This window comes from Tessaracoccus zhenghani, from assembly GCF_054552775.1.
In genome coordinates this window covers 209368-231644 of record NZ_CM137275.1, presented here as the reverse complement: position 1 = coordinate 231644, position 22277 = coordinate 209368, and the positions used below count along the sequence as shown (strand labels likewise).

Here is a 22277-nt window from a genome sequence, read left to right as displayed (position 1 = left end):
CGAGGAGGCGATGTCACCACTCTGGGATGACATCTGTCATCAACCGACGGACAGCCAGGCCAGATCCACCGGCGACTGCTGCGCCGACAGCCAGCACAGGAGCCGGTGCTCGGCCATCATCGCGCACGACGAGGCGCGCAGGCCCTGCTCCGTCTCCCCCAGCCCTGCGGCGAACAACTTGGCCACCGCCACGTCACGGCCCCTCATCGGAGCACCGGCCGAGCGGACCCGGCCGTAGCCGATGCGCGACATCGCCTCGATCCCCAGTTCCCGGAAGTTGCCGACCGGCCAGGCTCCGCCGGCCAGGTCGATGGGCACCATGCCGTGCATCGTCAGCACGATCACCTCGTCGACGCGGCCCCGCGACAGCACCTGGGTGGCCGCCTCCTGCGCCTCCTGCTCCAGCGGGAGGCCGAGCTGGGTGGCGAGGTGCGCGGCGACGGCGCCCCACGCCGTCGGCTTCTCGAGCACCTGCCCGAGCACGAAGTCGACGCGGTCCACCAAGTCATCCGGGGTCCAGCTCTCCATCATGTGCCGCACGGCGACATAGGCCCAGGCGTCGTCCACCAGACGCTCAGCGGCCAGCTTCTCGCGGAGCTGCGCCGGGTCGAGGTGGGAGCCGATCTCCAGCAACGTCCGGCCGCCGGGGCCCCATACCCCCACCGTCGACAGCCCGGGCGGCGGGTACAGCTCGAACTCGCCGTCGGTGTCCGTCACCCGGACGCTCTCATCGGCGACCACCAGGCCGTCGGGGACGCTCAACTCGACGCCGTGCCCGACGCCGGGATAGCGGTCGAACGGGAACCACGACGGTTCCAGAGGCATGTCCAGGATGTCGCCCTCGAGGGCCTCATAGGTCCATGCCGACGAAAGGACGCTCTTCGGCCGTAGCAGCGGCTCCGCCTCCAGGAGGTATGCGATGCCCGGCTCGGGGCCGTCGCTGCACAGCCCGCGTCGCTGCGTGAGCAGCCCAGGGCCGTGTTCCGACGGGAGGACGATCTCGCCCGACGCCTCGGCAAGCCAGCAGATGGGATTCTGCTCCCCCACCACCCGCAGCAGGGGGCCGGGGACGGTGACGGTGTCGTCGATCTCCGAGGTGAGGTTGACCTGCAGCCGCAGGCGGGGCCCCGACGACAGCCGCACGGAGCCTGTCACGCCCGACGTGTGCCGCAGCTCGGCCCCCGCGTCGTCGACGGTGTCGTCGAGCAGCGTCCAACCGTCACCGAATTCGACGCTCAGGTGCCGCAGCCGGCCGTCCCCGGTCATCTCGAAACCGTCCGCCCGGGGGCGCGTCTCGAAGTGTTCGCTGGCGACCCCTGTGAGTTCCAGGCTCATGATGTCTCCTCGGCGATCTCCTGCGGGTGCGACTCCGGCAGCACCGCCTGGACGACGGAGCCGTCCTTACGACGCCCGCCCACCAGAGGGTGGCTCCCCTCCAACGATGGCAGGAGTGGGCCCTGCCCGTCGAGCGGCACGGCGACCGGACTTCCGGGTAGCACCGTCAGCGGCCTTCCGCGCACGGCCAGTTCGACCGGGCCGCCCTCCTCCACGTCGAAGGCGATCGAGGTGCGCTCCAGGCGCACGCGCAGACGGGAACCGTGCACGGTGATGGAGAACGTCAGCGACGGCCACTCCTTGGGCAGGCGCGGGTCGAACGTGAGCTGCCCGTCGTGGTCGCGCAAGCCGCCGAAGCCGTGCACGAGCGCCTTCCACACGCCGGCGGTCGACGCGATGTGCACGCCGTCGCGGGCGTTGGAGTGCAGGTCCGCGAGATCCACGAACAGGCCGGACGTGAAGTACTCCATGGCCATGTCCTGGTACCCCACCTCCGCCGCGAGGATGGACTGCACCACGCTGGAGAGGGTGGAGTCGCCAGTGGTGATGGGGTCGTAGTACTCGAAGTTGGCCTTCTTCTGTTCCGCCGTGAACTGGTCGCCCTGCAGGAACATCGCCAAGACCACGTCGGCCTGCTTCAACACCTGGAACCGGTAGATCACCAGCGGGTGGTAGTTCAGCAGCAGCGGCCGCTTGTTATCAGGGGTGTTCTCCAGGTCCCACATCTCCGAGTAGAGGAACTTCTCGTCCTGTGGGTTGATCCCGAAGGTCTCGTCGAAGGGGATCACCATGCCCTTGGCGCAGGCCTCCCACTCGAGCACCTCGTCGTCGGTCAGGCCCAGGTCCTCCACCACGCGCTGGTACGCCGCCTCGTCCATGTGGCGCATCTCGCGGATGAGGGAGACCGCGTAGTTGAGGTTCGCGCGGGCCATGACGTTGGTGTAGAGGTTGTTGTTGACCACGGCCGTGTACTCGTCCGGTCCCGTGACGCCGTGGATGTGGAACCTGTGCGCGCCCTCGGCGTCGGTGCGCCAGAAACCGAGGTCAGCCCACATGCGGGCGGTCTCCACCAGCACGGCGGCACCGTCGCGGTACATGAAGGCCTGGTCGCCGGTGATGTCGCGGTACTTCTCGAAGGCGAAGGCCACGTCGGCATCGATGTGGTACTGGGCGGTGCCCGCTGCGTAGTACGCCGACGCCTCCTCACCGTTGATGGTGCGCCACGGGAACAACGCACCACGCTGTGACAGCACCGCCGCCCTGTCGCGGGCCTGCGGCAACATGATCACTCTGGAGCGCAGCGCGTTGCGGGCCGCGCGCGGCGAGGTGTACGTGAGGAACGGCAGCAGGTAGATCTCCGTGTCCCAGAAGTAGTGACCCTCGTAGCCCGAGCCCGTCACGCCCTTGGCGGGGATGCCCAACTGGTCCGAGCGGGCCGACGCCTGCGCCAACTGGAAGAGGCACCAGCGCACGGCCTGCTGGATGGCCGGCTGACCCTCGACGACCACGTCGGAGTCGCGCCAGAAGTCGTCAAGCCAGTGCCGCTGTTGGTCGTAGAAGTAGTCGAACCCCTTGTCACGGACGCGGTCGAGCGTGCGGCGACAGCGGTCCGAGAGTTCCGCCACCGGCACCCCGCGGGAGCTGTGGTAGACCACCGCCTTGGAGATCCTGATGGGCTCGCCCTGCTTCGCGTCGAAGCGGTACACCTGCTTGCCCACGTCTTCGGTGGTGGAGATCACCGCCTCGTACAGGTTCCCCGTCTCGAGGCGGTGGTCTGCCGCAACGGCGAGGGTCATGCCTGAGCGCGCCGTCTGGAAACCGAGCATCATGCGGTCGCCCTTGCTCCAGTTGAGTTCCGGGTTCAGCACCCGCTCCTGGAACTTGCTCGTGCGCCGCGGGTCGAAGCCCTCCGCCTGCTCGGTCGCCCGGTAGTCGGAGTACCCGTCCTGCCGGTTGACGATCTGCGAGCTGACCACGACGGGGGCCTCACCCCCCTCGAGCAGGGTGATCTCGATCTGCATGAGGGCGAGGTGACGGTCGGTGAACGAGACCATGCGGCTGCTCCTGATCTCCACCACCTTGCCTGACGGGGTGCGCCACACCACCTTGCGGCTGAGGCGGCCGGAGCGCAGGTCGAGGACCCTCTCATAGTCGTCGAGGTCTGCCACCGTGAGCGTCAGCGGCTCGTCGTCGACGTAGACCTTGAGCAGCTTGGCGTCCGGCACGTTGACGATCGTCTGGCCGGTGTGGGCGAACCCGTAGGCAGCCTCGGCGTGCTCAATGGGCCACGTCTCGTGGAAGCCGTTGATGAACGTGCCGTTGGCGTAGCTGACCCGCCCCTCCTCCGGGTTCCCGCGCATGCCGAGGTAGCCGTTGCCGACGGCGAAGAGCGACTCCGTGGTACCCACGTCCTTGGCGCTGGGCTCCACCTCCACCAACCGCCACGGGTCCACCGGGAAGCGCGAGCGGTTCATCGGGTCGCTGGTGATCTCCCGGGTCTTCACGCCGTCAGCTCCCGGAGGTCGTCGACGACGAGGTCGGCGCCGGCGAGGAGCAGCGCCTCGTGCCCGACGCCGCGGTCCACCCCGATGACGAGGCCGAAATCCCCCGCAGCACCTGCGGCCACGCCGGAGATCGCGTCCTCCACGACGACGGCGCTGCGGGTGGGCACGCCGAGCATCTGGGCGGCGTGGATGAAGGTGTCCGGAGCCGGCTTGCCGGCGATGTGCGCCCGGGCGGCGACGTTGCCGTCCATCACCACGGGGAAGTAGGAGGCGAGCCCCGCGCCGCGGAGGATGGCCGGCGCATTCTTCGACGACGACACCACCGCGAGCTTGAAACCGCCGGCCGCGAGTTGCTCGACCAGGAGTTTCGAGCCGGGATAGGGGGCCACGCCGTCGCGCTCGATGATGGTGTTGAAGGCCTCGTTCTTGCGGTTGCCGAGCCCGCACACCGTCAACTGGCTCGGGTCGTCCGTCGGCCGGCCTTCCGGCAACACGATGCCGCGGGACAGGAGGAAGTCGCGCACCCCGTCGTAGCGAGGCTTTCCGTCCACGAAGGCGAAGTAGTCGTCGTCGGTGTACGGCAACTGGCCGCTGCGGGTACTGAGGAAGCCGTTGAACATGTCGGCCCAGGCGTGCATGTGCACCTCAGCGGTTGGGGTGATCACTCCATCGAGGTCGAACAGGACTGCTTGGTAGTCGCTCCACTCCATGGGCCCACCCTATGCGGCGCCGGTGGCCGCCGAGCGGATGCGCGGCCGGTCCCGGTATTTACCGCGCCGGTGCTCAGCGACCGACCCGCTTCCGGCGCTGACAGCGACCGCACCAGTACATGTTGCGACCCTCCAGCATGGCGGTGCGGATCTCCGAGCCGCAGACCAGGCACGGCTGCCCGGCCCTGCGGTAGACGTAGACCTCCCCGCCGTGCCGGTCCACCCGCGGGTCGCGGCCCTGGGCCTCCGGGCCGTGCTCGTCGCGCACCGTGTCGATGCGGCCGGCACCGACGGCGTAGTGCATCAGCTCGACCAGATCCGCCCAGATGGCGTCCCAGGTGCGGCGGTCGATGTCGCGGCCGGGCACGGCGGGGTCGAGGCGGTGCCGGTAGAGCACCTCCGCGCGGAAGATGTTGCCCACCCCGGCGGCGACTCGCTGGTCCATCAACAGGGCGGCGATCGGCTTGCCGGAGCGCCGCACTCGTTCGAAACCCCGAGACGGATCGGCGTCGGCGCGCAGCGGGTCGGGGCCGCTCGAGGCGACCACGGCGTCGCGCTCCTCCGGGGTGATGATCCGGCACCATTGCGGTCCCCGCAGATCCGCGACGGTGACGCCGTTGTGGACGCGCAGCCGCACCTCGCCGACCGGTGGGGCCAGGGGCTCGAAGCGGATCTTGCCGATCAGCCCCAGGTGGATGTGCACGACGTCGCCCGTGGCGAAGTCGAGGAAGAGGTGCTTGCCGACTGCCTCGCCGTGGTTGAACACGGAGCCGTCGAGCGGTGTCGCGTCGAAACGGCCCTGCGGGGAGGTGACGGAGACCTCGACCCCGCCGAAGGTGGCGGTGTATTCGGAAGCGAGCCGGTGAATGACGTGACCCTCAGGCATTTCGCCACCTTAGCCGTCCGTAGACTCGGCCCATGAGCGAAGAGCAGCGGCGTGAGTTCGGGCGCGACGGCGTGTCCGGCCTGGTGGACCGGGAGCGGGCCCTTCGGGCCAAGCTGCTCCCGCGTCGGGACCGCAGCACCGAGGACCAGCAGAAGCACCAGCGGCTCCGGAACCGCAACGCCCAGGGAAGTTGAGCGATCAACGGTGTGACTAGGGCGTCCGCACAGATGGACGCCCGAGGTTCCTGGGCAAACTGCGCATAGACTCTGCTCATGTCTCCGAACGACCCGACCAAGGGCGCACTCTCTAAGGCTCAGCGGTTCTCGTATTCCGAAATGAGGTCGATGCGGCGCTGATGCCGGTCCTCCCCCGGGAACTGCGTGGTGACGAAGGTCTTGACGATGTCGTAGGACTCTTCCAGCGACTGCATCCGGCCGCCCAGTGAGATGACGTTGGCGTCATTGTGCTCGCGCGCCAGCCTGGCCAACTCCACGTTGTAGGCCAGCGCCGCGCGCACACCCTTCACCTTGTTGGCCGCGATCTGCTCACCGTTGCCGGAGCCGCCCAGCACGACGCCCAGGGAACCGTCCTCCGCGACGACTGCCTCTGCACAGGGGATGACGAAGGGAGGGTAGTCGTCCAGAGCGTCGTACTCGTGCGCGCCGTGGTCGACGACCTCGAAGCCGTCCTCCTGAAGCCGCTCGACGAGGTAGTTCTTCAACTCGAAGGCCGCGTGGTCAGTGGCAATGTGGATTCGCATGGGTCAACTATCCCAGCCCTGCGGGGCCGCTGCTCAACAGGGTGACGAATCCGGCCTCGTCCAGGATGGGCAGCCCAAGCTCCTCCGCCTTGGCGGCCTTCGTGCCCGCGTTGGCGCCCACCACGACGTAGTCGGTGTTCTTGCTCACCGAGCCCGCGGCCTTGCCCCCGCGGCTGATGATGGCCTCCTTCGCGCCGTCCCGGGTGAAGCCCTCCAGCGAGCCGGTCACCACCACCGTGACGCCCTCCAGTGTGCGGGGCTGTGACTCGTCCACCTCGTCAGCCATCCGGACCCCGGCGGCCGCCCACGTGTCGACGATGGCGACGTGCCAGTCCACGTCGAACCAGTTCTTCACCGACTCCGCGATCACCCCGCCCACGCCCTCCGTCGAGGCGAGCTCCTCCAGCGAGGCGGCGCGGATGGCGTCGAGCGACGCGAACCTGGCGGCCAGCGAGCGGGCGGCCGTGGGGCCGACGTGCCTGATGGACAAGGCCACCAGGACGCGCCAGAGGGGCTGGGTCTTGACGGCCTCGAGATTGGCGAGGAGCTTCTCCCCCACCGTCGACAACACGCGGCCGTTGCGGCTGGGCGCGTCGGCGTCTGCGGGCTTGGCCAGCCTCGTGTAGAAATCCGTGGCGAGCAGGTCTTCGACCGTCAGGTCGAAGAGGCCGCCTTCGTCCGTCAGCAGACCGGCGCTGAGCAGCGCGTTGGCGCCCTTCTCGCCGAGCGCCTCGATGTCGAACGCGCCACGGGACGCCAGGCTGAACAGGCGTTCCCGGAGCTGGCTGGGGCAGGTGCGGGAGTTGGGGCACCGGATGTCCTTGTCGCCCTCCTTCTCCGGCCGCAGTTCGGTGCCGCAGGACGGGCAGTGGGTGGGCATCACGAACGGCCGCTCCGAGCCGTCGCGCAGCGCCACGACGGGCGCGACGATCTCCGGGATGACGTCGCCGGCCTTCCGGAGCACGACGGTGTCGCCGATGAGCACGCCCTTGCGCTCTACCTCGAACGGGTTGTGGAGCGTGGCCATCTCCACCGTCGAGCCACTGACGAAGACGGGCTCCATGATCCCGTACGGGGTGACGCGCCCCGTGCGGCCAACGTTGACCCGGATGTCGAGGAGCTTGGTGTTGACCTCCTCCGGCGGGTACTTGTACGCGATGGCCCAGCGAGGAGCCCTCGACGTGGCCCCCAGCCTGTCCTGCTCCGAGAGCTTGTCCACCTTCACCACGACGCCGTCGATCTCGTGGGTCAGGCCGTGGCGGTGTTCGCCGTAGTGGGCGACATACTCGGCCACGTCCGCCCGCGATTCCAGCACCTTGTAGGCCGGCGACACCGGGAGACCCCACTCCTTCAACTGCGCATAGGCATCTGACTGGGACTCGAAGGCGGCCCCCTCCACGGCGCCGATGCCGTGCACGATCATCTGCAGCGGGCGCGACGCGCTCACCGCGGGGTTCTTCTGGCGCAGCGAACCCGCCGCGGCGTTGCGCGGATTGGCGAAGGGCGCCTTGCCGTCCTGGACCAGCGACTCGTTGAGCCGCTCGAAGCCGGCGACGGGGAAGAAGACCTCGCCGCGTACCTCCAGCACGGCCGGGGCCGCGCCCTTCAGCCGCCGCGGGATGCCCTTGATGGTCTCCACGTTGGGTGTGACATCTTCGCCCACGCGCCCGTCGCCGCGCGTGGCCGCGACACTCAGGCGGCCGTCGAGGTAGAGCAGGTTGACGGCGAGCCCGTCGATCTTCAGCTCGCACAGGTAGCGGTCTGCCGGGGTGCGGGTCAGCCAGGCGGTGAGTTCCTCGTCCGAGAACACGTTGTCGAGGCTGAGCAGGCGACGGCGGTGCTCCACGGGCTTGAAATCCGTGATCCGCGCGGTACCCACGCGTTGGGTGACGGAATCAGGCGTGACCAGCGACGGGTGGGCGTCCTCGAGTGCCTGGAGTTCACGCATCGCCTCGTCGTACTCCGCGTCCGACATGGTGGGCGAATCAGCGCCGTAGTAGGCCTCCTGCGCCTCGGTGAGGCGCGTGTTGAGGTCAGTCCATCGGCGGCGCAACTGCGGGGATTCCACCCCGGCCCGGCTCTCTTCGCTCATGCGTTTTATCGTTGCATACGCTGGTGACACCGCCCAGATCTACGGTGGGGGAATCATTTGCTCCCAGGAGAGCCCAAATCCCACCGCTCTCGGCAGTTCAGTAGAAGAATGCAGGAAACCCTGATGAGGGCGGACAACATCGACACAGGAGAATAGACACCCCATGGCTACGGCGAACATCACGCGCGACGAGGCCGTCGCACGGTCCCAGATCATGACCACCGAGGCCTACCGTGTTCTCGTCGACCTCACCGGTCGTGAGGTCGAACAGCCCGCCAGGCAGTTCGTCTCGACCACGCAGCTCACCTTCTCCTCGGCGGGCGGCTCGACCTACCTCGACCTCATCGCCGACGACGTGCGTGAGGCCACCCTCGACGGTGAGGCGTTCGACACCTCGTCCTTCGACGGCTACCGCCTCCCCCTCCCCGAGCTGGAGGAGGGCAGGCACGAGGTGCAGGTCGTGGCCACGTGTCGCTACTCCAACACCGGCGAGGGCCTGCACCGTTTCGTGGACCCCGCCGACGACGCGGTGTGCCTCTACACCCAGTTCGAGACGGCCGACGCGCGCCGCATGTTCGCCAACGCCGAGCAGCCGGACCAGAAGGCCACCTTCCAGCTGACCGTGCTGGCCCCCGGCGAATGGGTGGTGTTCACCAACTCCGCCCGCGTGGAGCCGCACGACATCGGCGACGGTTTCGGCCGCTTCGAGCACGAGCCCACGCCGCCGGTTGCCACCTACATCACGGCGCTGGTCTGCGGCGAGTTCCACGTGGTGGAGGGCACCATCACCACCGACGGCAAGGAGATCCCGGCGTCGGTGGCATGCCGCCGGTCGCTGGCCCAGTACCTGGACGCGGACCGCATCCTCACCACCACGCAGCGCGGCTTCGAGGTCTTCGAGGACTCCTTCGGCGTGCCCTACCCCTTCTCCACCTACGACCAGATCTTCGTGCCGGAGTTCAACGCCGGGGCCATGGAGAACGCCGGCTGCGTCACCTTCCGCGACGAGTACCTGTTCCGCTCGCGGGTGACCTCGCGGGAACTGGACGCCCGCGACAACACGATCCTCCACGAACTGGCCCACATGTGGTTCGGCGACCTCGTCACCATGCGCTGGTGGAACGACCTGTGGCTCAACGAATCCTTCGCCGAATGGGCCTCGCACTACGCCAACGACGAGATCTCGAAGCGCTACGACACCGGCACCAACTCCTGGGCGTCGTTCAGCAACGAGCGCAAGGCCTGGGCCTACCTGCAGGACCAGCTCTCCACGACGCACCCCATCGCCGCCGACATGAGCGACCTCGAGAAGGTCGAGCAGAACTTCGATGGCATCACCTATGCCAAGGGCGCCTCCGTCCTGAAGCTGCTGGTCTCCATCGTCGGCCGCGAGGCGTTCCTGGCCGGCGTGCACGAGTACTTCCAGAAGCACGCGTGGGGCAACACCGAGCTCTCGGACCTCCTCGTCGAGCTGGAAGCGGCCTCCGGCCGCGACCTGTCGTGGTTCTCCGCCCAGTGGCTGGAGACGGCAGGCGTCAACACGCTGGCCCCCAGCTTCGACCTGGACGACGAGGGCCGCTTCACGCGCTTCGACGTGGTGCAGACCGCCCACCCGGACTGGCCGACGCTGCGGACGCACCGCCTGGGCATCGGCATCTACGCCCTCGGTGAGGACGGCCTGCTCACCCGCAGCCACTACGTCGAGACCGATGTCGACGGCGAGCGCACCGCCATCGAGGACCTGGTGGGGGTGCACCGCGGCGACGTCGTGCTCCTCAACGACGGCGACCTCACCTACGCCAAGGTGCGCTTCGACGACGATTCGGCCGCCGCGCTCGTGGAACACATCGGCGCGCTGACAGATCCCCTGGCCCGCGCCGTCTCGCTCACCGCCTTCTGGGAGATGACGCGCGACGCGGAGTTCCCGGCACAGCAGTACAAGCGCCTGGTGCAGGCCGCGCTCCCCTCGGAGAACGACATGGCTGGCGCCTCGACGCTACTGGCTCAGGCCAGCAACGCCGCCCTCGCCTTCACTGCTCCGGAGCTGCGCGACGACCTCAACACCCGCTGGGTGGCGGGGCTGGCGCAGCTCCTCAAGGAGACCGAGCCGGGCTCGGACAAGCAGGTGCTGATCGCCAAGGCGCTCATCGGGAATGTGCGCTCCGCGGAGGGCATCGAGCTCATCCGCGGGTGGCTCCACGGCGAAGAAGTGCCCCAGGGCCTGGCCATCGACACCGGCATGCGGTGGGCGATCACGGCGGCCCTGGCCAAGCTGGGCGCCATCGGCCACGACGAGATCTCCGCCGAACTGGACCGCGACAACACCTCCGCCGGCGCCGAACAGGCCGCCGGCGCGGGTGCCGCGCTCCCTGACGTGGACTCCAAGTCGCAGGCGTGGGCGCTGGCCACGGACGACCCGGACGTGCCCAACGAGACCCACCGGTCCATCTGCATGGGCTTCTGGCGCTACGGCCAGGACGAGGTGCTGGAGCCCTATCCGGCCGCCTACCTCGATCTGCTCGGCCGCATCTCGCGCCGCGAGGGCACGTGGGCCGACAGGGGCTACGCCACCGTCGGCACCGCGCTGCGTTGGCTGTTCCCGACGCCGCTGGTGACGGAGTCACTGGTGGCCACCATCCAGGCGTGGCTCGACGACAACGAGCCCAGCGAACAGGTCCGCCGCTCCGTCACTGAACGCCTCGACGAGGCACGCCGCTCGCTGAGGGCCCAGGAGCGCAGCCGCCTCGACGCGTCCTGAACAACGACGAAAGGGCCGCCGGGCAACAATGCCCGGCGGCCCTTTCGTCGTTCAGGTGCGGTCAGTTCGGACGGGTGTTCTCCAGTTCGGTGCTGCTGGCCTTCAGCTCGCGCTCGCGGCGTTCGCGCGCCAGCTTGGGGCCGAAGTAGAGCAGAGCCACGATGACGCCGAAGCCCAGCGGGCCTAGCACCATCAGGAACATCAGGAGCATGTCAGAGACGGGCTCCGGCTGGGGCCAGCCCGGAAGGACCTCGAGTGGGAGCAGGTTCATGGCAGGCACTCTATACGGAACTGGCGTGTGAGAGGAGTCAGTCCGTACGGTAGATTGAGCCGACCACGGGAGGAAACCATGGAGCCACGCGCCGTAGTAGATGGCGACGAGATGCAGTGGGCGTTGAACCGCATGACGCACGAGATCCTCGAAAAGAACCACGGCAGTGATGACGTGATCCTGTTGGGCATCATCACCCGGGGCGCCCCTCTGGCGGAGCGGATCGCCGCCATCGCCGAGGCGCAGGGGCACGCCATCCCTGTCGGCCAACTCGACATCACGATGTACCGCGACGACCTGCGCCGCAACCCCACCCGCATGCCCAGCCCCACCGTCCTGCCGGAGGAGATCGACGGCAAGGTCGTGGTGCTGGTGGACGACGTGCTGTTCTCCGGACGCACCATCCAGGCCGCGCTGCTCGCACTGGCAGACCTGGGCCGGCCACGCTCCATCCAACTGGTGGCGCTCATCGACCGCGGTGGACGCGACCTGCCCATCCAGGCGGACATCGTCGGCAAACTCATCCCGACGGCCCGCGACGAACGGGTCCGCGTGAACCTCACCGAGACCGACGGCCAGGACCTCATCACCATCGAACGGAGCGGCCAGTGAAGCATCTCCTCGGCATCGCCGATCTCAGCGAAGAGGAGATCTGGACCATCCTCGACACAGCCGAGGAAATGCACGACATCCAGTCGCGCCCCATCAAGAAGCTGCCCGCCCTGCGCGGCCGCACCATCGTCAACCTGTTCTTCGAGGACTCGACGCGCACCCGCTCATCCTTCGAGTTGGCGGCCAAATGGCTGTCGGCAGATTCCATCAACGTCGCGGCCAAGGGGTCGTCGGTGTCCAAGGGCGAGTCCATGAAGGACACGCTGCAGACCCTCGACGCCATGAGCGTCGACGCCATCGTGATGCGGCACGCCGGCTCCGGCTCGGTGGCGCAGGCGGCCGGCTGGGTCCGCGCGTCGATGATCAACGCCGGCGACGGCATGCACGAACACCCCACCCAGGCGCTCCTTGACGCCCACGCGATCCGTCGGCACCTGCGCGCCAACAACCTGGGCGACCTGTCGGGCAAGCGCATCGCCATCACCGGCGACCTGCTGCACTCCCGCGTGGTGCGCTCCAACGTGCTCCTGTGGGAGAAGGTGGGCGCCAGCGTCGTGCTGGTGGCTCCCCCGACGCTGATGCCGCCCGGCGTGGAGACGTGGGGCGTGGAGACCACCGCCACCTTCGACGAGGTGCTGCCGGAAGTGGACGTCGCCATGATGCTGCGCGTCCAGCGCGAGCGCATGCAGGGCGGGTTCTTCCCCTCAGAGCGCGAATACATCGACGCCTACGGCCTCACCCCCCGACGCCTCAGGATGCTGAAGGACGGCGCCTGCATCGCACACCCCGGCCCGATGAACAGGGGCCTCGAAATCTCGTCAGCGGCCGCCGACGCCGCGCGCTCGATCATCCTCGACCAGGTCTCGGCCGGTGTCGCGGTGCGGATGAGCGTGCTCTACCACCTGCTTGCCGGAGAGGAAAAGTAGTAGATGACCGCCACCACGCTCCACGGGGTGCAACTGCCGGACGGCACCCGCACCGACCTCCACCTTGCCAACGGCGTGATCACCGAGTCAGCACCGGCCGATGCGCGGATCGTGGACTGCCACGGGCTCATCGCGCTGCCGGGCCTCGTCGATCCCCACACCCACCTGCGTGAGCCGGGCCGTGAAGACGCCGAAACGGTGCTGAGCGGCACTGAGGCCGCCGCGCGCGGCGGGTTCACGGCAGTGTGCGCCATGGCGAACACCCAGCCCGTCACCGACACAGCAGAGAAGGCCGAGCACGTGCTCGACCTGGGCCTCAACGCCGGCCTGGTGGACGTCGTCGTGATCGGCGCCATCTCCAAGGGCCTCAAGGGAGAGGAACTCGCCGAACTGGGCCTGATGAACCGCTCCCGCGCCCGCGTGACGATGTTCTCCGACGACGGCATGTGCCTGATGAACCCCCAACTCATGCGCCGCGCGCTGGAGTGGGTGCGCCCCTTCAACGGCGTGGTCGCCCAGCACTCGCAGGATTCGTTCCTGGCCGGCCCCGGCGCCTGCTGCCACGAGGGCGAGTTGTCCGGGCGCCTCGGCCTGGGCGGCTGGCCGCCCGTAGCGGAGTCGACGATCATCGCCCGCGACGCCATGCTGGCTGAGGCCACCGGTTCCCGGCTGCACGTGTGCCACATCACCACCGCCGAGGGCGTCGAAGTGGTGCGGTGGGCCAAGCAGCGCGGCGTGCAGATCACGGCTGAAGTCACGCCCCACCACCTGCTGCTGGGCACCGAGGAACTCACCGGCTACGACACCCTCTACAAGGTGAACCCGCCGCTGCGCACCCCCGAGCACATCGAAGCCCTGCGCGCCGCGCTGGAGGACGGCACCATCGACGTGGTGGGCACGGACCATGCGCCCCATGCGCCGCAGGACAAGGACCATGCCTTCGTCGACGCCAGGCCCGGCATGCTGGGCCTGGAGCAGGCGCTGTCCGTCGTCATCGAGACCATGGTCAAGCCGGGGCGTCTCACCTGGGCCCAGGTGGCCGAGCGGATGAGCCACGCTCCCGCCCGGCTGGCGTCTCTGGCGGATCAGGGGCGCCCGCTCCGGGCCGGCGAGCCCGCCAACATCGTGCTGGTCAACCCTGATCGGACCGCGACGGTGGACAGGGCTCAGTCGAGGTCGCTGAGCCGCAACAACCCGTACCACGGACGCACCCTGCCGGACCCTGTGGAGGCCACCTTCCTGAGGGGTCGCCAGACTTTCGCGCGCACCGATTCCTGAGCGGTCCCCGCGCTGGGGGCCTGATCCGGCCGGGGCGTTCTCAAACGCTCGTTGAGAACGCGTGATCGTCAGAATTCTTTGCTACTGAACGCTCCGCCTTGCGACACTCACCACACCTGCACTGTCGCACGGAAGGCCCCCCAGCGTGAATAACCGCTTGTCAAGAAGAGTTCTTGCCATCCTCGCCGTGATCGCCCTCACGATCACCGGCTTCGTAGCACCCGGCACGGCGAAGGCCGTCGACCCGCCCGCCCACCAGGGCAACAAGATCACGTTCCCCGGCAACGATGGCCAGGAACATGCCGTCTCCTGGGACGGCCATTCGTTCACGATCGACGGAGAGCGCCTCGTCATCTGGTCCGGCGAACTCCACCATTGGCGGGTGCCGCACGAGGACGGATGGCGTGACGTCTTCCAGAAGCTGCGCGCTGCGGGCTTCAACGCAGTGTCTCTCTATTTCTTCTGGGGATTCCACCACTCCATACTCCGACATCGCACGCGTCAACGCTCATAGCAACGACTAATTGAACGGTTAAGGTGAGCGATCCCTAATCATTCCGTGATCAAGCTCGCACGGGTGAGCGTGAGCGGCCGCAGAGTGACACAAAGACATCTTGACGTCAAGAATTATCTGGAGTTCTTTGGCGCCGCGCCAGCTCCCGGGCTCCTCCTATTCGCCCCGCCCCACTAGGCTCGAGGGGAACGAACGTGAGGAGAACTTCCATGAGCAATCTGGCAGCCGTCGGCGTCATCGGAATGGCGGTGATGGGCTCGAACCTGGCCCGGAACCTGGCACGCAACGGCCATCGTGTGGCCGTGTGGAACCGCAGCCCCAACAAGACCAACGAACTGGTGGCCGAACACGGCCATGAGGGTGACTTCGTCCCCGCCGTCGAGCTGGCAGATTTCGTCGCCTCGATCGAGCGCCCCCGCCGCATGATCCTGATGATCAAGGCCGGCGCCCCCACGGATTCCACCATCGACCTGCTGGTCCCGCTGCTCGACGAGGGCGACATCGTCGTCGACGGCGGCAACGCACACTTCGAGGACACCCGCAGGCGTGAGCTCAAGCTGCGTGACCTCGGCCTCCACTTCGTCGGCGCCGGCATCTCCGGTGGCGAGGTGGGCGCGCTGGAAGGGCCCTCGATCATGCCCGGCGGCTCCCCGGAGTCCTACGAAGCGCTCGGGCCCATCCTCGAATCCATCTCCGCCAAGGTCGACGGCGAACCCTGCTGCACCTACATCGGGCCGGATGGCGCGGGCCACTTCGTGAAGATGGTGCACAACGGCATCGAGTACGCCGACATGCAGTTCATCGGCGAGGCGTACGAACTCCTGAAGGCCGTGGGGTTCTCGCACGACGAGATGGCGGACGTGTTCGCCACCTGGAACACCGGCGACCTGGACTCCTACCTCATCGAGATCACCGCAGAGGTTCTGCGCAAGAAGGATCCCCGCACCGGCCGCCCCCTCGTCGAGGTGATCGTCGACGCCGCCGGCATGAAGGGCACCGGCACCTGGACGGTGCAGTCGGCCCTCAACCTGGGCACCCCGGTCAACACCATTGCCGAGTCCGTCTTCGCCCGCGCGATCTCGTCGGCGCCCGAACTGCGCCAGGCGGCGCAGGCCGCGTTACAGGGTCCCGACGCGAAGATCCAGGTGGCGGATCGCGAGGCGTTCGTCGAGCAGATCCGTCAGGCGCTGTGGGCCTCCAAGGTGGTCGCCTACGCGCAGGGTCTCGACGAGATCCGCATGGCCGGGGCCGAATACGGCTGGGACATCAACGTCGGCGAGGTGGCCAAGATCTGGCGCGCCGGCTGCATCATCCGGGCGAAGCTGCTCGAGCGCATCCGCTCGGAGTACGCGGACAGGAAGCTCGCCACGCTGCTCGAGGCGCCCTCCGTGGCTGAGGGCCTGGCCGGCTCGCAGGACGCGTGGCGCGAGGTGGTGTCGGTGGCCGTCAAGGCCGGCGTCCCCGTTCCCGGCTTCGCGGCAGCCCTGGCGCACTACGACCAGGCGCGCGCACCCCGTCTCAACGCGGCTCTCACCCAGGGCCTGCGCGACTACTTCGGTGCCCACACCTACCGTCGCATCGATGCCGAGGGCGCCTTCCACATCAACTGGAGCACCGACGGCACCGAGGAGCCCGCGGACACCGCTGGCTGATGAACGCACCTGACCCGCTGGCGAACTTCTCCGCACCCACGCGCGAGTGGTTCGCCAGCGTGTTTTCGGCCCCCACCGCCGTCCAGGCCGAGGCCTGGACGGCGATCGAGCGGGGCGAGCATGCGCTCGTCGTCGCGCCTACCGGCTCGGGCAAGACGCTGTCGGCCTTCCTCTCTGCCATCGACGGCCTGGCGACGCGGCCCGAGAGGCTCCCGACGGCCGGGACCACCGTCGTGTACGTCTCGCCGCTCAAGGCGCTGGGCGTGGACATTGAGCGCAACCTGCGCGCGCCGCTCACCGGCACCCGATTGGCCGCTGAGCGCCTCGGCGTCCCGTGGAGCGAGGTGTCGGTGGGCGTGCGCTCCGGCGACACGCCGCAGCGGGAGCGCGCCGCCCTCATCCGGCGGCCACCCGACATCCTGATCACCACGCCGGAGTCGCTGTACCTCATGCTGACGAGTTCGGCCCGGCGCACGCTGACGTCCGTCGAGACCGTGATCGTGGACGAGATCCACGCCGTGGCGGGCACGAAGCGCGGCTCCCACCTGGCCCTGTCCCTCGAACGGCTGGACATGCTGGTGGGACGCGACGTCCAACGCGTGGCGTTGTCGGCCACCGTGCGCCCCATCGAGCAGGTCGCCTCGTTCCTCGGCGGCGACAGGGCCGTCACGGTGGTGGCCCCGCCAGCCCACAAGTCGTGGGACGTGACCGTGCGCACCGCGGTGGAGGACCTCGCCGACATCCCGGATCCCGCCGCAGGCGACGGCACCGCAGGAGACCTGTTGGACCTGCTGCGCGGCGGCCCGGCCACGAACGGCTCGATCTGGCCGCATGTGGAGCGGGAACTTTACGACGCCGTCATACAGGGCCGCTCCACCCTGATCTTCACCAACGGCCGCCGCTCGGCCGAGCGCATCACCGGCCGGCTCAACGAGATGTGGGCCGAGGAGAACGACCCCGACACGCTCCCGCCCATCCCTGCGCGCCCACCCGCCCAGGTGATGGCTCCCGTGGACACGGTCCGGGGCGCGCCGCTGGTCATCGCCCGCGCCCACCACGGCTCGGTCAGCAAGGAGCAGCGCGCCGAGATCGAGGGCGCCCTGAAATCAGGCGAACTCAAGTGCGTCGTGGCCACCAGTTCGCTCGAACTCGGCATCGACATGGGGGCGGTGGACCGGGTCCTCCAGGTAGCCTCTCCCCCGTCGGTGGCCAGCGCCCTGCAGCGCATCGGGCGCGCAGGGCACGTGGTGGGAGCCACGTCCGTGGGCCAGGTCTTCCCGTTGCACAGGGGCGACCTCGCCTCGGCCGTCGTCACGACGGAGCGGATGCTGGCCGGCGACATCGAGGAGCTCCACATCCCGCAGCACCCGCTGGACGTGCTGGCCCAGCAGACGGTCGCCGCAACGGCCGCAGAGGGCGACGAGGGGCTGGACGTCGACGGGTGGTTCGCCGCCGTCACGCGCTCGCGGCCCTACTCGGATCTGGACCGGTCCCTGCTGGATTCCGTCGTGGAACTGCTCACGGGCGCCTACCCCTCAGCCGACTTCGGCAACCTGCGCGCCAGGTTGGCAATGGGCGAGGACAACCGGCTCTACCCCAGGCCGGGCGCGCTGCGGGTGGCCGCCACCTCGGGCGGCACCATCCCGGACAGGGGGATGTTCGGCGTGTTCCTCGCCGGTGAGGAGGCGGGTGCCCGGCGGGTGGGTGAACTCGACGAGGAGATGGTCCACGAATCACGGGTGGGCGACGTCTTCACGCTGGGCGCGTCGTCCTGGCGCGTGGAGGAGATCACGCGCGACCGGGTGCTCGTCACGCCGGCCCCGGGGAACACCGGCCGGTTGCCGTTCTGGCGCGGCGAGGACGAGGGGCGGCCCGCGGAGCTGGGCAGGAACATCGGCCGCCTCCAGCGGGAGGCCTCGCGCAATCCGGAACGGCTGGACCGCCCCTTCCTGGACAGGAACACCCGCCGCAACCTGGAGCGCTACCTGGCTGAGCAGCGCACGGCGACGGGGTCGGTGCCGGACGAGCACACCGTCGTGCTGGAGCGGTTCCGCGACGAGTTGGGCGACTGGCGCGTGGTGGTCCACTCGCCGCTCGGCCGACGGGTGCTGGGGGCATGGTCGCTGATCATCGCGGACGCGCTGTCGCGGGAGGTCAGCATCGACGTGGTGCCCGTGGCCGGCGACGACGGCATCGTGCTGCGTCTGCCTGATTCGGATCTGGTCGAGCGCCTCCCCGAACTGCTCCTGACCGACCCCGACGACGTGGGCCGCATCGTCGTCGAGCAGGTGGGCGGCACGGCCCTGTTCGCAGCCCGCTTCCGCGAGTGCGCCGCCCGGGCGCTGCTCCTCCCCCGGCCCAACCCGGGCCGGCGCGCGCCGCTCTGGCAGCAGCGGCAGCGCTCGGCCCAACTCCTGGAGGTGGCCAGGCACCACCCGAGGTTCCCCATCATCATCGAGACGGTGCGCGAGGTCACGCAGGACGCCTACGACCTGCCCGGCCTCGTCGAGCTCATGCGCGGGCTGCGCTCCGGCGCGGTGCGGCTCGTGGAGGTGGTCACCGATCAACCCAGCCCGTTCGCGGCCACGCTCCTGTTCCGCTACCCGGGCGCGTTCATCTACGACGGCGACGCGCCGCTCGCGGAGCGCCGCGCCGCGCTGCTCGCCATGGACCCGGAACTCCTCGCCGCCGCGCTCGGAACGCTGGACCTGCGCGAGGTGCTCGACCCGGAAGTCGTGGCCGAGGTGGTCGCCGAGCTGCAGCGCACCGCGTCGAACCGACGGGCGGGCCACGACGACGCGGTGGCCGCGCTGCCGCGGGAACTGGGGCCGGTTCCCATCGTCGAGCTCGAGGGGAAGGTGTCGCCTGAGTGGTGGGCTGCCTCCGTCGCCACCGTGGCGGAGCGGCTCAACGAGGTGGTGGTGCTCAATCTGGCAGGGCGCCCGCACCTGGTGGCGGTCTCGGATCTGGCCCTGCTGCGCGACGCTCTCGGGATCCCGGTACCCGCCGGGCACGCCGCGCCTCAGGTGGAGGGCCGCGACCCGCTGACCCAGCTCATCGCCCGCTACGCGCGTACCCACGGTCCTTTCAGTGCGCAGGAGGTGGCCGACGCGTTCGGCCTGGGGGTGGCCACCGTCGGGTTGGTGGTGGAGCGGGAGCGGGTGGCAAAGCGCCTGGTGGCCGGGCGGTTCACCGCCACAGAGCCCCAATTCGTGGACCCGGAGGTGCTCCGCCGGCTACGTAGCCGCTCGCTCTACAAGGCGCGATCGGAGCTGCAGCCCGTCTCTCAGGAGGGCTTCGCGCGCTTCCTGGCGGCATCACACCACGTCGACGACAGGCCCGTGTCCAGCCCCGACGAGGTGCTGCTCGCCCTGCAACGGCTCGCCGGAGCGGCGCTCCCCGCCAGCGCCTGGGAAACCCACGTGCTGCCAGCCCGTCTGGCGGGTTACCAGGCAGCGCACCTCGACGCGCTGCTCGCCGAGGGCGAGGTGGTGGTTCGTCTGCGTGGCTCCGCGGGGCCGAACGACCCGCTGGTGGCTTTGGTCCCGGCGGACGACCTCGACCTGCTCGGGCCACCGGATCAGCCGCCCTCGGAGGAGGCGCTCGCCGTGGCCGCCCGGCTCGCGGAGGGTGACGGTACGTTCGCGTCGATCCACGGCTCTGAGTCCGCCGTGGAACTCGCGGACGCGCTCTGGCACGCGGCGGAGGAGGGCGCGGTGGCGCCGTCGTCGATGGCCCCTGTCCGGGCACGGGTCGGCGGCACGTCGCGCGGTGCGCACAAGGCCTCCCGCCCTTCCCCTCGACGGCGGGCCAGGCTCCCTCGTCCCTCGCGCGCGCTGCTCAGTGGGCAGGGCTCGCTCACCCCGCCGCAGGCCGCCGGCCGCTGGTACCGGGTGCGCGACCCGCAGCCCACCCCGGCCGAGGCGGCGCTCGCGCTGGCGTCGTCGTGGCTCGAGCGGTTCGGCGTCATCACCCGCGGTGGGGTCACCGCCGACGGCACGCCCGGCGGGTTCGCGGCGGCCTACCGGCTGCTGTCGAAGCTCGAGGAGTCCGGGAAGATGCTGCGCGGCTACCTCGTCGAGGGTTTGGGCGGTGCCCAGTTCAGTACGCCGGACCTGATCGAACAGCTCCGCTCCCACTCGGTTCCTGAGCCTGCCCCAGCGCGGAGCGCCGGGCAGGTCGAAGGACGCACCCCCTTCGTCTTGGCCGCCCTCGACCCGGCCAACCCGTACGGCTCGATCCTCCCGTGGCCGAGCCACCCGACGGCGCACCCGTCGCGAGCGGCGGGCGCGCTCGTCGTCCTGGCCGACGGCGCCTGCCTCGCGCACCTGACCCGCGGCGGCCGCATCCTCACCCTGTTCGCCGGGCCCGAACAACGCGAGCAGCGCGCCACCCTGGTGGTCCGCGCCCTGCAGCAGGCCATGGCAGAGGGCCGCATGTCGCGGCTGCGGATCGAAGAGGTCGACGGCGAACGCGTCGGCGCCTCCGGCCTGGAGCAGACGCTGCTCGCCGCGGGGGCGCGCATCACACCGAAGGGCATCACGGTGGAGGCGCCCCGTGCCTGAGGGCGACACCGTCTGGCGGCTGGCGCAGCGGCTCCAGCCCCTCGTCGGCCGGGTGATCGAGCACAGCGACTTCCGCGTGCCGCAGCACGCGACGGCAACGCTGGTGGGCACGACGATCCGGCGCATCTGGCCGTACGGCAAGCACCTCTACTGGCTGTGCGACGACCGCATCCTCCACACGCACCTGCGGATGGACGGCACGTGGCGCATCCACGCCGTCGGCGACCGGTGGTCGGCCCCGGCGCACACGGCCCGGTTGGTGATCCGCGTCGACGGCGGGGTGGAACTGGTCGGGCACTGGCTGGGGGTCGTCGAGTTGTGGCCGGCGGACGAGTACGAGCGCCGCACGGCCCATCTGGGCCCCGACGTGTTGGCCGACGACTGGGTGGGCCCGGGCCGCTGGTCGCCGACCGGCCGCGACGAGGCGATCCGCCGGGTGTCGTCGCGCCGCGAGCAGACCATCGGCGAGGCGCTGCTGGACCAACGCAACCTGGCGGGCCTCGGCAACGAGTACCGCGTCGAAGTCTGCTTCCTGCAGGGCCTCCACCCGACGACATCGGTGGCCCTGTGCGACGTCCCCGCCGTCGTCGACCTGGCCGCGAAACTGATGCGCGGGAACCTCACGAACCCCGTCCGGACATTCACCGGGATCCACCGGCGAGGAGAGAACACGTTCGTGTTCGGGCGCAGGCACCGCCCGTGTCGCCGATGCGGCACGCTGATCGAGGCGTCGGAACTGGGCGGCGGCAGGTCCGTCGCCGACGCAGATGCGGACCAGCAGCGCGTCATCTGGTGGTGCCCCACCTGCCAGCCCACCGCCGGTTGAGCCGCAACGCTGGTTGAGCCGCAACGCTGGTTGAGCCGCAACGCTGGTTGAGCCGCGAGCCCTGCGAGCGTGTCGAAACCCCCAAGCGTCCACGACCACCCCGACCACCACCGTCGTTGTCCACAGCCCTACCGTGTGACCCACTGCAGCATGGAAGCTCGACCCATGCCATTCGTGTACATCCTGGAATGCAGCGACGGATCGTTCTACGTGGGCTCGACGTTCGACATCGATGCCCGCCTTTCACAGCACAACGACGGGAAGGGAGCCAAGTACACCGCGAGGAGGCGACCCGTGCAGCTCCGTTGGATGGAGGAGATGGACTCCATCGAGGAAGCCTATGTTCTCGAGAAGCGGGTGCAGGGTTGGAGCCGCGCCAAACGGCTGGCACTCATCGAGGGGCGTTTGTCAGACCTCCCCCGGCTGTCGAAACGCGGGTATCGCCCGTCTCAGGACGGGTGACCTCAGCGGCGTTCCGGCCGGGGGCCTTCATTCGGGTTGTCGGTCAGCTCACCGGGTTTCGACACGCTCGCAGAGCTCGCGGCTCAACCAGCGTGAACTCGCAGCGCTCGCGGCTCAACCAGCGAC

The 22277-nt window shown here is 69.3% G+C and carries 17 protein-coding genes; 10 read left to right on the top strand and 7 right to left on the bottom strand.

Annotated elements, in window-relative coordinates; genetic code table 11:
* Nucleotides 1-39: 39 nt before the first annotated feature.
* The 4 genes from ACX1DX_RS01165 to ACX1DX_RS01150 form a co-directional block, all read right to left on the bottom strand.
* The gene (locus tag ACX1DX_RS01165; protein ID WP_459397390.1) at nucleotides 40-1335 is read right to left on the bottom strand and encodes a hypothetical protein; all 1296 of its coding nucleotides are present in this window, start codon (nucleotides 1333-1335) and stop codon (nucleotides 40-42) included.
* On the bottom strand, nucleotides 1332-3809 hold the full coding sequence (locus ACX1DX_RS01160; protein WP_459398233.1) for a glycoside hydrolase family 65 protein: 2478 nt from the start codon (nucleotides 3807-3809) through the stop codon (nucleotides 1332-1334). The genes ACX1DX_RS01165 and ACX1DX_RS01160 overlap by 4 nt, the downstream gene beginning before the upstream one ends.
* 26 nt (nucleotides 3810-3835) lie before the next feature.
* Entirely contained in the window at nucleotides 3836-4549 is a 714-nt protein-coding gene (locus ACX1DX_RS01155) for an HAD family hydrolase (protein WP_459397389.1), read from the bottom strand.
* 73 nt (nucleotides 4550-4622) lie between these two features.
* The gene (locus tag ACX1DX_RS01150) at nucleotides 4623-5435 is read right to left on the bottom strand and encodes an Fpg/Nei family DNA glycosylase (RefSeq protein WP_459397388.1); all 813 of its coding nucleotides are present in this window, start codon (nucleotides 5433-5435) and stop codon (nucleotides 4623-4625) included.
* Nucleotides 5436-5467: 32 nt separating this feature from the next.
* Here ACX1DX_RS01150 and ACX1DX_RS01145 point away from each other — a divergent pair, with 32 nt between their 5' ends.
* The gene (locus ACX1DX_RS01145) at nucleotides 5468-5629 is read left to right on the top strand and encodes a hypothetical protein (protein WP_182764387.1); all 162 of its coding nucleotides are present in this window, start codon (nucleotides 5468-5470) and stop codon (nucleotides 5627-5629) included.
* Nucleotides 5630-5748: 119 nt separating this feature from the next.
* On the opposite strand, the gene ACX1DX_RS01140 is transcribed toward ACX1DX_RS01145, so the two are convergent.
* Both ACX1DX_RS01140 and ligA read right to left on the bottom strand, forming a co-directional pair.
* The gene (locus ACX1DX_RS01140) at nucleotides 5749-6195 is read right to left on the bottom strand and encodes a ribose-5-phosphate isomerase (RefSeq protein WP_182764388.1); all 447 of its coding nucleotides are present in this window, start codon (nucleotides 6193-6195) and stop codon (nucleotides 5749-5751) included.
* A 7-nt stretch (nucleotides 6196-6202) separates the two neighbouring features.
* The gene (ligA, locus tag ACX1DX_RS01135) at nucleotides 6203-8287 is read right to left on the bottom strand and encodes an NAD-dependent DNA ligase LigA (RefSeq protein ID WP_459397387.1); all 2085 of its coding nucleotides are present in this window, start codon (nucleotides 8285-8287) and stop codon (nucleotides 6203-6205) included.
* A 163-nt stretch (nucleotides 8288-8450) separates the two neighbouring features.
* Between ligA and pepN the strand changes: the two genes are divergently transcribed.
* Nucleotides 8451-11045: an aminopeptidase N gene (gene pepN / locus ACX1DX_RS01130; protein ID WP_459397386.1), complete on the top strand. Its 2595-nt coding sequence runs from the start codon at nucleotides 8451-8453 to the stop codon at nucleotides 11043-11045.
* Nucleotides 11046-11106: 61 nt separating this feature from the next.
* Here pepN and ACX1DX_RS01125 read toward each other — a convergent pair whose 3' ends face one another.
* A complete protein-coding gene (locus tag ACX1DX_RS01125; protein WP_076060554.1) occupies nucleotides 11107-11316 on the bottom strand; it encodes a hypothetical protein in 210 nt (69 codons plus the stop codon).
* Between the two features lie 78 nt (nucleotides 11317-11394).
* Here ACX1DX_RS01125 and pyrR point away from each other — a divergent pair, with 78 nt between their 5' ends.
* The 8 genes from pyrR to ACX1DX_RS01085 all read left to right on the top strand — a co-directional run bounded on the left by pyrR (nucleotide 11395) and on the right by ACX1DX_RS01085 (nucleotide 22151).
* Nucleotides 11395-11928 (top strand): bifunctional pyr operon transcriptional regulator/uracil phosphoribosyltransferase PyrR, encoded by a 534-nt coding sequence (gene pyrR / locus ACX1DX_RS01120; RefSeq protein WP_076060552.1) that lies wholly within the window; start codon nucleotides 11395-11397, stop codon nucleotides 11926-11928.
* A complete protein-coding gene (locus tag ACX1DX_RS01115; protein ID WP_076060549.1) occupies nucleotides 11925-12854 on the top strand; it encodes an aspartate carbamoyltransferase catalytic subunit in 930 nt (309 codons plus the stop codon). Before pyrR ends, ACX1DX_RS01115 begins: the two co-directional genes overlap by 4 nt.
* 3 nt (nucleotides 12855-12857) lie before the next feature.
* Nucleotides 12858-14132 carry a dihydroorotase gene (locus ACX1DX_RS01110; protein ID WP_459397385.1) on the top strand — a complete coding sequence of 425 codons (1275 nt, stop codon included), beginning with the start codon at nucleotides 12858-12860 and terminating at the stop codon, nucleotides 14130-14132.
* Nucleotides 14133-14277: 145 nt separating this feature from the next.
* Nucleotides 14278-14646, top strand: coding sequence for a beta-galactosidase (locus ACX1DX_RS01105; RefSeq protein ID WP_459397384.1), 369 nt, complete (start codon nucleotides 14278-14280; stop codon nucleotides 14644-14646).
* A gap of 209 nt (nucleotides 14647-14855) precedes the next feature.
* The gene (gene gnd / locus ACX1DX_RS01100; protein ID WP_459397383.1) at nucleotides 14856-16298 is read left to right on the top strand and encodes an NADP-dependent phosphogluconate dehydrogenase; all 1443 of its coding nucleotides are present in this window, start codon (nucleotides 14856-14858) and stop codon (nucleotides 16296-16298) included.
* The gene (locus tag ACX1DX_RS01095) at nucleotides 16298-20863 is read left to right on the top strand and encodes a DEAD/DEAH box helicase (RefSeq protein ID WP_459397382.1); all 4566 of its coding nucleotides are present in this window, start codon (nucleotides 16298-16300) and stop codon (nucleotides 20861-20863) included. Before gnd ends, ACX1DX_RS01095 begins: the two co-directional genes overlap by 1 nt.
* Nucleotides 20856-21689: a DNA-formamidopyrimidine glycosylase family protein gene (locus ACX1DX_RS01090; RefSeq protein WP_459397381.1), complete on the top strand. Its 834-nt coding sequence runs from the start codon at nucleotides 20856-20858 to the stop codon at nucleotides 21687-21689. Before ACX1DX_RS01095 ends, ACX1DX_RS01090 begins: the two co-directional genes overlap by 8 nt.
* Before the next feature lie 165 nt (nucleotides 21690-21854).
* Nucleotides 21855-22151 (top strand): GIY-YIG nuclease family protein, encoded by a 297-nt coding sequence (locus ACX1DX_RS01085; RefSeq protein ID WP_459397380.1) that lies wholly within the window; start codon nucleotides 21855-21857, stop codon nucleotides 22149-22151.
* Nucleotides 22152-22277 lie beyond the last annotated feature (126 nt).